Source organism: Nocardia sp. NPDC049526, from assembly GCF_044465765.1.
Classification (GTDB): domain Bacteria; phylum Actinomycetota; class Actinomycetes; order Mycobacteriales; family Mycobacteriaceae; genus Nocardia.
The window spans coordinates 680,121-693,462 of sequence record NZ_JBITMA010000001.1 but is presented as its reverse complement, the minus strand read 5'-3'; the positions used below and the strand labels follow the sequence as shown (position 1 = coordinate 693,462).

Sequence of the window (13,342 nt, the reverse complement as noted above, 5' to 3'; positions counted from 1 at the left end):
TGCCGTTTACTTCGCATCCGTTCACTCCCACGGTTTTCCAGGACCTGATCGGTTCGATACCTGTCGGCATGTCGTTCCATCTGGTCGCAAATCGAGAGCTACATTCGAGCAATCACATAATCCTCAACCAGAGGTTTAGATATGTGACAGTTGTTAACTAGTGTGATCGTTGATGCATCAGGAAGCAACCCTGACATTCATGCAGATAATCGCTCGGTTCGACCTGATTGGAGATGCTCGTGCCGTACCGCAAACCGAAACGTTCCTACGTGCTCCCGGTTGTCACCACACTTGCGGTAGCGGCTCCGCTCGCGACGTTCACGCTGAGCGATTCGACCGATTACCGCTCGACAACCGGTAGCGAGCTCGCCGCAATCCCCGCGCAATTGGCCGAGGTGGTTCTCACCACGGCGCCCGACATCACCCTTCCACTGCGCGAACTCACCGGTCTCGAACTACCTGATCTGCATCTTTCGGATCTACGCATGCTGCCGATTCCGGAATCCATTCCGGTTCCCCAGGGTTTGCCACTGCCGCCCGGTGTCGAGCTACCGCAGGAAATTCCGCTACCCAAGCTCGATCCCGGACAGAGCACACCGAGCCAATCGGTTCCCGGACAATACGTTCCCGGCCAATCGCTTCCGGGTCAGACGGTCCCGGGCCAATCGCTACCCGCCCAAACCATCCCAGGCCAACCGCTACCCGCCCAAACCATCCCAGGCCAACCGCTACCCGCCCAAACCATCCCAGGCCAACCGCTACCCGCCCAAACCATCCCAGGTCAGACCCCGTCCGCAGACCAGGGCACAACCCCCGGTCAACCGACCCAAGGCCGTTCCCCAGCCGCCGCCTTCATCGCCGATCCCGCCCAGCTCGAGCCCGACGTCACCCCCGACACACCGGCACTGTCCCCCGGCGCCGTCCCGCCGGAACTCCTCGGCCAGGTGGGCGCGCAGGTCAAGGAGCTCAGCCGCGATACCCCGTTCAGCGTTGTCGCACTGACCGCGCACGATCTGGTGAATACCAAGGCGTTGGTCCGGGCCCGTCAGTCCGACGGCATGTGGGGTCCCTGGTACGACGCCGAGGCCGTCGACACTCGTCGCAACGATCGGGTGACGGGCGGCACCACCGGCACCGAGCCGATCTACGTCGGCAATACCAAGTCCGTGCAGATCCTGGTGACACGCAAGCCTGCCGTGGCGGCCGCACCGCGTCCTCCCGTCGCGGGTGACGCTGAGGGCGCCGTGCCGTTGCTGCCCACCCCGGCCGCCGGACGTTCCGATGATCCGGCCCAGACCGCGGCCGCACTGACGGCCGTGCTGATCGATCCGGGCCGCGGCGCGATCGACGGCGCGCTCAACAATGTCGCCGCGGCGCTCCCCGGTGGCGGACCCAATGTCATCACCCGATCCCAGTGGGGCGCGGACGAATCCATCCGCTGTGAGGAACCCACCTACGACGACCAGCTCGGCGGCCTCACCGTGCACCACACCGCGGGCCGCAACGACTACAGTCCGGCCGAATCGGCGGGCATCGTCCGCGCGATCTACACATATCACGCAAAGACCTTGGGCTGGTGCGATATCGGCTACAACGCACTGGTCGACAAGTACGGCCAAATCTTCGAGGGTCGCTTCGGCGGACTGGATCGTCCGGTGCAGGGCGCGCACGCGGGTGGGTTCAACGAGAACACCTCGGGTGTCGCGCTGATGGGCAACTACGAATCCGCGGAACCTTCGGAAGCGGCGATCAATGCGATCGGCCGGTTCATCGGGTGGCGGTCCAAGATCGCGGGCCTGGATCCCAAGGGCTACACCACGATGTACTCCGAGGGCACCGAGTTCACCTCGTACGCGCAGGGTGAGGCGGTTCGGCTGCCGGTGGTGTTCGCGCACCGCGATGTCGGCAATACCAGCTGCCCCGGTGACTCCGCCTACGCCGATATGGACCGCATTCGAGATATCGCGGCGGGCATATCGGCACCGTCCGGCACCTCCACCAAGCCGCAGCAGCAGGCACAGGCGCCGACAACCCAGCAACCGCAGGTGCAGACCGCCCCGCAGACCCAGACCGATATCGCCACGCTGGCCGCACTCACGGCCAAGCTGCTCGGCATGGTGAATCAGAATGCGATCGCCAAGCACTGGGCCGATAAGGGCGGTCCGGACGGTCCGCTCGGCGCGGCCGCCTCGGAGCCAATGCCCGCCGCGCAGGGGCAGCAGTACGCGAAGTTCGTCAACGGGTACGTCTATACCGGCCCGAACGGTCAGGTGTTCGAGGTGATGGGTGCGATCCTGGATCGCTTCCTCGCCCTCGGCGGCGATGCCGGGCTTCTCGGGCTGCCGATGACCAACAGCTACTCGGTGCCGAACGGGCTGCGAACCGACTTCCAGTACGGCTCACTGATTCTCAACGAGCTGACCGGCATTATCACCACCGTCTGGAAGACCTATAACAACACCTACCAGCAGCAGGTCAACCGCAACCCGGTCGGCCAGCTCGTCGCGCCAGGCCCCGATCCGGTCCCGGCGCCGGCCGGCTGACCGGCACGCTCACACCCACCAGCGCTCGAGCACTTGCGCCACACCGTCTTCGGAGTTCGCCGCCGTGATCTCGTCCGCGGCGGCGATCGCCTCCGGATGCGCATTGGCCATCGCGACGCCGTGGCCGACCATGGTCAGCATCGGAACATCGTTGGGCATATCGCCGAATGCGATGATCGCCGAATGTTCGACACCGAGGCGTTGGGCGACGATGGTCAGGCCGGACGCCTTGGTGACGCCGGGTGCGGAGAGTTCGATCAGGCCGTGGTCGGTCGAGTAGGTGATATCGGCGCGGTCGCCGATCAGCGGTGCGAGGACCGCGCGCATATCGGCGCTGGAGGTGCCGCGTAGTCGAACCAGCATCTTGATCGCGGGCGCATCGATGACCTCGGCGCGCGAAACCTCGGTGTCATCCGGATTCAGCCAGGCATGTTCGTATTCCGGCGAGCTCACGAATTGCGGCGTCACCGCGTCGTGCGCACTGGCGCCGACGCGTTCGGCGGCGAGACCGCAGCCGGGCAGTGCGCTTTCGGCCAGGTCGGCGATCCAGGCCAGGGTGTCCACGTCCAGGGTCCGGCTGGCGAGCACGCGGTCGGCGGCACTGTCGTAGATCACCGCACCATTGCCGCAGACGCACAGCGGCGCGAAACCCAGCCCGTGCACCACCGGATCGATCCAGCGCGGCGGGCGCCCGGTGGCCAGTACGAACGGCACCCCGTCGGAGATCAGAGCAGCCACGGCCGCCTTTGTTCGCGCGGTGACCCGCTCGTCGTGATCGATGAGGGTGCCGTCCACATCGGTGGCAACCATCTTCGGCTTGGGCAGGTGCAGGCGCGTCACCTATTCCATCCTGCCGGACGACCATCTCGGCCAGGTCGCGGCTATCACTGCGACGGCGGTCGCCGCCACGGGGAGTCCTCGGCCTTCATCGTCGGGTCGGACTGCCGTTCAGCCAGGTCTGGTGCCGGAGAATCCGGTGCTGCCTGCGGATTCGCTCCCCATTGCGGTTGTCCGCCCGCCTGATCGGTACCTGCTTGCGGATACGGCGGAACATCGGCTGACGGACCGTATTGCGGATAAGGCGCGGGCGGATAGGGCGCGGGCGGATAGGGCGCGGGCGGATAGGGCGTCGGACCGGACGGATACCCGGCCGGTGGTACAGCAGGTCCGGACGGATACCCAGCGGTTGGCACAGCAGGTCCGTACGGATACATGGCCACGGGCGGCGCGGCTACCGGGTTGTGGTTGAGCCAGCGCGTTGTCGGGGGCACGAGGGCGAGCACCGCGGTGACGATCGGGAAGATCAACCCGAACAGACCACCGATGCCGCCACCGATCTCCGCCGCGCTTCCGCCCGAGGTGGTGTAGTGCAGGGTTACCGCGTACTCCGTGATCCCGGCGATCACCACCACCGCGCATCCGGCAACGACGAGCACCCGACCGAGCGGCCGCCTGGTGAACATCATGATCGCGCCGACCCCGAGCAGGAACGCCGTGACCACCGCGATCGAACCGGCCACCAGCAGGTAGGTCTTGATCCAGCTCTGCGCGAACAGGCCGGTCGAGTCGTACTCCGCGAGATCACGGGCCAGGTCGGTGAGCCCGAGCACGATATTGAAACCGCCGCCGAGCAATTGGCCCGCACTGCCGATACTCGCCAGCACCCCGGCCGTGATCGCGGTGCCGCCACCGGGTGCGGGTGCCGGGACCGATGGATAAGGCTCATATTGCGGATAACCCATGAAGTCCCCCTTTGAGCACCGGAAACGCCTGGACAGACCGGTCTGCACAGAATAGAGGACATGCCGATCTCACGCGTGTCACGCACGCTCGCACGCACGTCCTTATGATCAGGGGCTAATACTCGATGCTGGCCCGACCAGCCGTAGGACCAGAGGACTGATGACCGGCTTCCTGCTACGACGCGCGCTCAATTATGTCGTGCTGTTGCTGCTGGCTTCGTTCCTGACGTTCAGTCTGGCGTCGCTGACGTTCACGCCGCTGGACAGTCTCGAACAGCGCAATCCACGTCCGCCGCAGGCGGTGATCGATGCCAAGGCCGAACAGCTGCATCTCAACGAGCCGATCCCACAGCGCTATATCAGCTGGCTGAAGGGCATCCCGCAGGGTGACTTCGGCCAGACGCTGGCCGGGCAGCCGGTCAGTGAGGAACTGCCACGCCGGGTGCTGGTGAGTCTGCGGCTGCTGATCATCGGTTCGATCGTCGGTACGGTGCTCGGGGTTTTGATCGGTGCGGCCGGGGCGATCCGGCAATACAAATTCAGTGACTACTTCACCACGGTCGTCTCCCTGCTGGTGCTGAGCACGCCGGTGTTCCTGCTCGCCACCTTGCTGAAATACGGTGCGCTGGAAGTGAATACGCTCACCGGATCGCAGATCTTCCTCTATACCGGCGAGACCTCGGCGAACAAGATCAACGGCTTCTTCCCGCAATTGCTCGACCGCCTCCAGCATCTGGTGCTGCCGACGGCCGGTCTGGCTCTCGGCGCGATGGCCGGCTACAGCCGATACCAGCGCAATGCCATGCTCGACGTGCTGCAGAGCGATTTCATCCGCACCGCCCGCGCCAAGGGCCTGACTCGCAACAAGGCGCTCTACAAGCACGGCCTGCGGACCGCATTGATCCCGATGGCGACGCTGTTCGCCTACAGCCTCGGCGGATTGATCACCGGCGCGACCTTCACCGAGAAGATCTTCGGCTGGCACGGCGTCGGGGAATGGCTGGTCAATTCGATCAATGCCCAGGACCTCTACGTTGTCGTCACGGTGACGGCGTTCGCCGGTCTTGTCGTGCTGGTGTCGGGTCTGCTCTCCGATGTCGTGTACGCGATTCTCGACCCCAGGGTGCGTGTGTCGTGAGTGAGCGCAGCGAACGAACCATCAACACAGCACCGTCGGGCGTGACGGAGCCGAGCGCTAGCGAGGCGCAGTCATGACCGAAGCCGAAATCATTGTCCAGGGCGCGCCGGAGGTCACGGCCGCCTCGGGTCGGCGCAGGCTCGTGCTGCGGCGGTTCCTGCGCAATAAGGCCGCGGTCGCGGGCGTGATCGTGCTGCTGATCCTGGTGTTGGTCGCCTATGTGCTGCCGTACTTCTGGACCTGGGACTATCAGGAACTCGACGGCACCGCGCTGCGGAAACCGCCCTCCGCAAAGCATCCCTTCGGCACCGATGCCATCGGCCACGACGTACTCGCCCAAACCCTGCGCGGTATGCAGAAATCGCTGATCATCGGCTTCTGCGTCGCCATCATCAGCACCACCATCGCGGCGCTGACCGGTTCGATCGCCGGACTCATCGGCGGTTTCACCGACAAGGCCATCATGTGGCTGGTCGACCTGCTGCTCGTGGTCCCGAGTTTCATCATCGTCGCGCTGTTCGCGCCGAAGACGAAGGGCAGCGGGTCCATCCTGCTGCTGATCCTGCTGCTGAGCGTCTTCGGCTGGATGATCAGCGCACGCATCGTGCGCGGCCTGACCATGAGTCTGCGCGAACGCGAATTCGTCAAGGCCGCACGGTATATGGGCGCGCCGACCAGGACGGTGATCCTGAGTCATATCCTGCCGAATATCGCCTCGATCCTGATCATCGACACCACGCTGTCGGTGGGGGCGTCGATCATGGCCGAAACCGGTTTGAGCTTCCTCGGATTCGGTGTGCAGTCGCCGGATGTCTCACTCGGCACGCTCATCGCCTCGGGCACCGCATCGGCGCTCACCTTCCCCTGGCTGTTCATGTTCGCCGGTGGACTGTTGATCGTCATCGTGCTCTCGGCGAATCTGGTCGGTGACGGATTGCGGGACGCATTCGATCCCAGCGCCAAACGGGCTCGCTCGCGCAAGAAGGCTGGGTCGGAAAAGAAGGTAGCGGCATGACGGGCCCAGCGGACAAGGTCTCCACCGAAAAGAACTCCACCGCACCGCTGTTGGAGGTATCCGACCTGCGGGTCTCCTTCCCCAGTGAAGAGGGCCGCATCGACGCGGTGCGCGGGGTCAACTACACCGTCTCCGATGGCGAAGTGCTCGCGATCGTCGGCGAATCCGGATCCGGTAAGTCGGTCTCCTCGCTCGCGGTGATCGGATTGCTGCCGGAGCAGGCGCGGATCAACGGCTCCATCCGGCTGCGTGGGCGCGAACTGCTCGGGCTCGGCGATCGCCAATTGTCCAAGCTGCGTGGACGTTCCATCAGCATGGTGTTCCAGGACCCGCTCTCGGCGCTGACGCCGGTATACCGGGTCGGTGATCAGGTCGCCGAAGCCCTACTCGCACATACGGATATGACCCGTCGAGAGGCCTCGACGCGGGCCGTCGAACTGCTGGATCTGGTCGGCATTCCGGAACCGGCATTGCGCGCCAAGGCATTTCCGCACGAGTTCTCCGGCGGTATGCGTCAGCGCGTGGTCATCGCCATGGCCATCGCCAATGATCCCGCGCTGATCATCTGCGATGAGCCGACCACCGCACTCGATGTGACGGTGCAGAAGCAGATCCTGAATCTGCTGCGCAAGGCGCGCGATATCACCGGCGCCGGTGTCATCATGATCACCCACGATATGGGCATCGCCGCCACACTCGCCGACCGGATAGCGGTGATGTACGCCGGGAAAATCGTCGAAACCGCCCCGGCGGCAGAGCTTTTCGCCGCACCACGAATGCCGTATACGGTCGGCCTGCTCGGCTCGATCCCGCGCATGGACGGTCCGGCCCGCAGTCCGCTGATCCCGATCGTCGGCGCACCGCCCGCCATGCACGCACTGCCGCCGGGTTGCTCGTTCGCGCCGCGCTGCCCCATCGCGATCGATGACTGTCGTGCGGCCGAGCCGCCGTTGGAGAAGACCGGCCCCGGCCATTCGGCCGCCTGCATCCGCACCGCGGAAGTCACCTCCGCCGATCTGTTCGAGGCCTACCGCCAGGAAATTTCGGAGCCGTCCGCCGAAGCCGATACCGATGAGCGTGTGGTGCTGCGGGTTTCGGATCTGGTGAAGACCTATCCGATCACCTCGGGGGTGGTGTTCAAGCGCCGTAAGGGCGAGGTCCGCGCCGTCGACGGCATCAGCTTCGAGGTGCGCGCCGGGCGCACATTGGCGCTGGTCGGCGAGTCCGGATCCGGAAAATCCACCACACTCACCCAGATTCTCGAACTTATCAAGCCGCAAGCGGGCACCATCGAGATCATGGGCAGCGATATCGCGACCCTGACCAAGGCGCGCAGGCGGGAGATCCGCCGGAAGATGCAGATCGTCTTCCAAGATCCGACGGCCGCACTGGATCCGCGGCTGCCGATCTTCGACGTGCTCGCCGAACCGATGCGCATCGATGGCCGGCCCCGCACCGAAATCGCCAAGCGGGTGCCGCTTGCTCGAACAGGTCGGTCTGCGGCCCGAACACGCCGACCGCTATCCCGCCGACTTCTCCGGTGGCCAGAAGCAACGCATCAGCATTGCCCGTGCGCTGGCCCTGGATCCGGAGATTCTCGTGCTCGACGAACCGGTGTCGTCACTGGATGTGTCGATCCAGGCGGGTGTGCTGAATCTGCTGCGCAACCTGCAGACCGAACACGGTCTGTCCTATCTGTTCGTCTCACACGATCTTTCGGTGGTCCGCAATCTGGCCCACGATATCGCGGTGATGTATCGCGGGAAGATCGTCGAGGCCGGGCCGGCCGAACAGATCTTCGACCGCCCGAGCAACGAATACACCCGGGCGTTGATCGATGCGGTCCCGGTGCCGGTCGTCAGCCGATAGAGGGAGAGCGCGATGCGATCGAGAACCAGAACCAAATGGGCGGCACCGGTTGTCGCACTGGGGCTGATCGCGGCGGGTTGTGGTTCGGGCGGCGATTCGACGGCGGGGCTGTCGGATACGCTCGGCACCACCAATGACATCAATCCGAAGAGCGTCGACGAGGTCCGCGACGGTGGGAATCTGCGGCTGGCGACCACGTCGTATCCGGCCAACTGGAACACCCTGTCCAATGACGGTAACGACAGCGATATAGCCGATATCGAACGGCCGCTGATGCCGCGCGCGTTCGACACCAACGCTGCGGGCGAGTTGTCCATCAACAAGGACTATTTCACCGATGTCGCGCTGACCGATACCAACCCGCAGCAGGTCACCTACACGATCAACCCGAAGGCCGTATGGTCCGACGGCAATCCGATCACCTGGGAAGACATCAAATCCGAAGCCAATGCGCTCAGCGGTAAGGACAAGCGATTCCTGATCGCCATCACCAACGGCTTCGAATTCGTGGACCGGGTGGAGCGCGGCGTCGACGACCGCCAGGCCGTCCTGACCTTCAGCCACCCCTATGCCGAATGGCGCGGCCAGTTCGCGGGCAATGGCTCACTGTTCCCGAAATCCGTTACCGCCGATCCGGATTCGTTCAACAACAGCCTCGCCGATGCCATGGGGCCGAGCGCCGGACCATTCCAGGTCGTCTCCACCGACCGGTCGCAGGGCCGAATCGTGCTGGGCCACAATCCGAGATGGTGGGGGACCAAGCCCAAGCTCGACACCATCACCTACAGCGTGCTCGATCACTCGGCCTGGACGACTGCGCTGCAGAACAACGAACTCGACCTGGTGCAGCTGACCACGGTCGACGACGTCCAGACGGTGCGCAATACCGGCGGCCTGGTGGTGCGCCGCGCGCCGGGTAATCGCTGGCGCCACATCACCTTCAACGGCGCGCCGGGGTCCATCCTGTCCGATGCCAAGGTGCGCGTCGCCATTTCGAAGGCAATCGATCGGCAGGCGATCGTCACCGCGATTCAGAACGGGCTGGTCGAGAATCCGAAGCCGCTGAACAATCACATCTTTCTGCAGGGGCAAGCGGGCTACCAGGACAACAGCCTCGGCTTCGATCCGAGCGCCGCGGCGCGCGAACTCGACCAGGCGGGGTGGAAGCTCAACGGCGATGTGCGGGAGAAGGACGGGCGCAAGCTCGTTATCCGCGATGTCATGTACAACGATCCGACCTGGGTCCAGGTCGCCCAGATCATCCAGCAGAACCTCGCCGGAATCGGCGTGGGGCTGACCATCGACACCAGGCCCGGCGCGGGGTACTTCACCGATGTCATCCAGCCCGGCGATTTCGACGCCGCCCAGTTCGTCTGGGTGGGTGATGCGTTCGCGTTCAGCAGTATTCGCCAGGCGTACTACTACGACCCGAACGATCTGCAGGGCAATTACGCCCGTGTCGGCTCGCCGGAGCTCAATGCCCTGATCGATCGCACGCTCTCGGAACTGGATCCGGCGAAGGCGCTCGAGCTGGCCAATGAGGTGGATCGCAAGGTGTTCGAGGAAGGTCATTCGCTGCCACTGATGCAGAGCGACGGCAGCTTCGGAGTCCGCGCGAATCTCGCCAATATCGGTTCCCCCGGCCTCGCGTCCTACGACTACACCAAGATCGGATTCGTGAAATGACAACAGCACGCATCGCCCGGCAGCGCCGGGTGGGAATTCGGATCGCGGCACCCGCCGTCGCCATCGCGTTGATTCTGTCCGGATGCGGGTCGGGTGATGACGTGACGGCGGGTTCCAGCTCGATCGGCACGGCCAACGACATCAATCCGAAGGACGCCGGCGAATTGCGCGACGGCGGGAATCTGCGGCTGGCGCTGACGAACTTCCCGGCGACCTTCAATGCATCGCACGTCGACTCCGACGGCGAGGTTTCCGATCTGGTCGGGTGGGCATTGCCGGGCTCGGTCAAATCCGATGCGGCGGGCGATATCACCACCGACACCAACTATTTCACCGAGATCAAACTCACCAATACGAATCCGCAGACCATCGTCTACACGATCAATCCCAAGGCGGTCTGGACCGATGGCACGCCCATCACCTGGGAAGACCTGAAATCCCAGGCCGAGGCGCTCAGCGGGCGCAACCCCGCCTTCCAGGTGGCGGCAACCCAGGGCTACGCGCAGATCGGCACGGTCGAACGCGGTGTCGACGACCGGCAGGCGATCGTCACCATGGCCCAGCACTACGCGGAATGGCAGGGCATCTTCAGCACGGTCTATCCCAAGGCGTCGACCGCGACCCCGCAGGCCTTCGACGATGTCAACCGCAACGGTCTGCCGGTTTCGGCGGGTCCGTTCATGATCACCTCGATCGATAAGGCGCAGCAGCGAATCGTACTGAGCCGCAATCCGAAGTGGTGGGGTGATACGCCGAAGCTGGATACGGTCACCTACAGCGTGCTCGACTACTCGGCGCGGCTGAACGCACTGCAGAACAATGAACTGGATTCGGCATCGGTATCGGGCATCGATGAGGTCAAGACGGCCTCGAACGCGCCCGGCATCAAGGTGCGCCGCGCGCCCGCGCCGCGGTTCTCGCACTTCACCTTCAACGGTGCGCCCGGCTCGATCCTCGCGGATCCCAAACTGCGCGTTGCCATTTCGAAGGGTATCGATCGGCAGGCCATCGCGACCTCGGCCCAGCAGGGCGTCGTGGTCGACCCCAAGCCGCTCAACAACCACATTTTCATGGTTGGCCAGAAGGGTTATCAGGACAATGCGGCATCGGTGGCCTACAACCCCGAACAGGCCGCCAAAGAACTCGATGACCTCGGGTGGAAGCTCAACGGTGACGTCCGCGAAAAGGACGGCCGCAAGCTGGAAATCCGCGATGTGATGTACCAGCAGGAGAGCTGGGTGCAGATGGCCCAGATCGCGCAGCAGAATCTGGCCAAGATCGGCGTCAAACTGCTCATCCAGACCTATCCGGGCAATGGGCTTTTCACCGATGTGGTCGACCCGGGCAACTTCGACGTCGTCCAGTTCACCTGGAGCGGTGGCATCCTCCCGCTCGGTGCGTTGCCGCAGATCTACGCCTTCGACCCCGCGAATACGTTGAGCAATAAGGGCAAGATCGGCTCCCCGGAACTGAATGCGCTGATCGAACGGACGATCGCCGAACTCGATCCCGATAAGGCCATCGAACTGGCCAACGAATGCGACAAGATGATCTTCGACGAGGGCTTCTCGCTGCCCATCGTGCAGTCCGCGGGCACCGTGGCGGTGCGCGAGGGGCTGGCCAACTACGGCGCCTTCGGCCTCGCCTCGGCGGATTACACCAAGGTCGGGTTCGAGAAATGAGATTCGCAACCGCGGTAGCAGTTCCGATTGTCGCCCTCGGCCTGCTCGTGACCGGTTGCTCCGACAACAGCATCACCCCGGGCACGGTCGATATCGGTAGTACCAACGACATCAACCCGAAGGATCGCAGCGAGCTGCGCGACGGTGGCAATCTTCGCCTGGCGCTGAGCTCGTTCCCGGAGTCGTTCAACTATCTGCACGTCGACGGCAATACCGAAAGCACTGCCTCCGTCATCAATCCGACCCTGCCGTCACCGTGGGTCAGCAATGCGGCGGGCGAGCTGACGGTCGACCACAATTACTTCACCGATATCAAGCTGACCAATACCAGCCCCCAGCAGGTCACCTACACGATCAATCCGAAGGCCGTATGGTCCGACGGCAGTCCGATCACCTGGGAGGACCTGCGATCGGAAGCGGCCGCGCTCAGCGGTAAGGATGCCGGTTTCCTGATCTCGTCGTCCAGTGGCTTCGACCGGGTCGGGAAGGTCGAGCGCGGCGTGGACGATCTCCAGGCCATCGTTACCTTCGACAAGCCGTACGCCGAATGGCAGGGACAGTTCTCGCCGCTGTATCCCAAGGCAGTCACCGCGAATCCGGAGGCGTTCAGCAATCTCGACCGCGACGGTCTGCCGGTCAGTTCTGGGCCGTTCGTCGTTACCTCCATCGATCGCGCGCAGAACCGGATCACCCTGGGGCGCAATCCGAAATGGTGGGGCGATACACCGAAACTGGACGCCATCACGCTGAGCGTGCTCGACGACTCCGCGGTGCTGCCCGGTATCCAGAACAACGAGATCGACTACGCGTACATGTCCGGGATCGAGAATGTGACCGGCGCGCGGAATTCGAAGAATGTGGTCATCCGGCGCACACCGGAGCCGAGCTGGTCACATCTGACCTTCAACGGCGCCCCCGGTGCACTGCTGTCGGATCCGCAACTGCGGATTGCCATTTCGAAGGCGATCGATCGGCAGGCGCTGGTGAGTGCCGCCCAGAACGGTGTGGTCGACAACCCGACACCGCTGAACAACCACATCTACATGAAGGGCCAGAAGGGCTACCAGGACAATTCGGCCCCCATCGCCTTCGATCCGGACGAGGCGGCGCGGATGCTCGACGCGCTCGGCTGGAAGCTCAACGGCGACGTCCGCGAAAAGGACGGCCGCAAACTCGAATTACGCGATGTGATGTACCAGCAGGAAGCCTGGGTGCAGACCGCGCAGATCGTGCAGCAGAACCTGGCGCGGGTCGGGGTGAAGATGACCATCCAGACCGTGCCCGGCAGTGGGCTGTTCAAGAATGTGATCGATCCGGGCAACTTCGATATCGCCCAGTTCAGTTGGGGCGGTAGCGTTCTCCCGTTGGGCGCGCTACCGCAGATCTACGCCTACGACCCGGCGAATCTGATGGGCAATAAGGCCCGCATCGGATCCCCGGAATTGAATGCGCTGATCGAGCAGACCATTGCCGAACTCGATCCGGCGAAGGCCATCGAGTCGGCGAACAAATGCGATCAGATGATCTTCGCCGAGGGCTATTCGGTGCCATTGCAGCAGGCCTCGGGAACCTACGCGGTGCGCGACAACCTCGCCAACTACGGCGCTTTCGGCCTCGCCTCCCCCGACTACACCAAAGTCGGCTTCCTGAAGTGAAATTCGGACCGG

Annotated in this window: 8 protein-coding genes and 1 pseudogene; 7 read left to right on the top strand and 2 right to left on the bottom strand. The window is 64.0% G+C overall.

All coding sequences use genetic code 11. The features are described from left to right. Positions 1-233: 233 nt before the first annotated feature. Positions 234-2,543, top strand: a complete 2,310-nt coding sequence (locus ACIBW7_RS03040) for an N-acetylmuramoyl-L-alanine amidase (protein ID WP_397043493.1) — start codon at positions 234-236, stop codon at positions 2,541-2,543. 9 nt (positions 2,544-2,552) lie between these two features. Here the strand turns inward: ACIBW7_RS03040 and ACIBW7_RS03035 are convergent, their stop codons facing one another. Further along, positions 2,553-3,353: an HAD family hydrolase gene (locus tag ACIBW7_RS03035; RefSeq protein WP_397044157.1), complete on the bottom strand. Its 801-nt coding sequence runs from the start codon at positions 3,351-3,353 to the stop codon at positions 2,553-2,555. A gap of 74 nt (positions 3,354-3,427) precedes the next feature. Further along, positions 3,428-4,285 (bottom strand): hypothetical protein, encoded by an 858-nt coding sequence (locus ACIBW7_RS03030; RefSeq protein WP_397043491.1) that lies wholly within the window; start codon positions 4,283-4,285, stop codon positions 3,428-3,430. A 160-nt stretch (positions 4,286-4,445) separates the two neighbouring features. Between ACIBW7_RS03030 and ACIBW7_RS03025 the strand changes: the two genes are divergently transcribed. The 6 genes and pseudogenes from ACIBW7_RS03025 to ACIBW7_RS03000 all read left to right on the top strand — a co-directional run bounded on the left by ACIBW7_RS03025 (position 4,446) and on the right by ACIBW7_RS03000 (position 13,330). Further along, positions 4,446-5,423 (top strand): ABC transporter permease, encoded by a 978-nt coding sequence (locus tag ACIBW7_RS03025; RefSeq protein WP_364474330.1) that lies wholly within the window; start codon positions 4,446-4,448, stop codon positions 5,421-5,423. Positions 5,424-5,496: 73 nt separating this feature from the next. Next, positions 5,497-6,438, top strand: coding sequence for an ABC transporter permease (locus tag ACIBW7_RS03020; RefSeq protein WP_397043488.1), 942 nt, complete (start codon positions 5,497-5,499; stop codon positions 6,436-6,438). Beyond that, positions 6,435-8,307: pseudogene (locus tag ACIBW7_RS03015) on the top strand (ABC transporter ATP-binding protein). The gene ACIBW7_RS03020 and the pseudogene ACIBW7_RS03015 overlap by 4 nt, the downstream one beginning before the upstream one ends. Positions 8,308-8,319: 12 nt before the next feature. Beyond that, on the top strand, positions 8,320-9,993 hold the full coding sequence (locus ACIBW7_RS03010) for an ABC transporter family substrate-binding protein (RefSeq protein WP_397043486.1): 1,674 nt from the start codon (positions 8,320-8,322) through the stop codon (positions 9,991-9,993). Then, the gene (locus ACIBW7_RS03005; protein WP_397043484.1) at positions 9,990-11,675 is read left to right on the top strand and encodes an ABC transporter family substrate-binding protein; all 1,686 of its coding nucleotides are present in this window, start codon (positions 9,990-9,992) and stop codon (positions 11,673-11,675) included. The genes ACIBW7_RS03010 and ACIBW7_RS03005 overlap by 4 nt, the downstream gene beginning before the upstream one ends. Next, positions 11,672-13,330, top strand: a complete 1,659-nt coding sequence (locus ACIBW7_RS03000) for an ABC transporter family substrate-binding protein (RefSeq protein WP_397043482.1) — start codon at positions 11,672-11,674, stop codon at positions 13,328-13,330. The genes ACIBW7_RS03005 and ACIBW7_RS03000 overlap by 4 nt, the downstream gene beginning before the upstream one ends. Positions 13,331-13,342 lie beyond the last annotated feature (12 nt).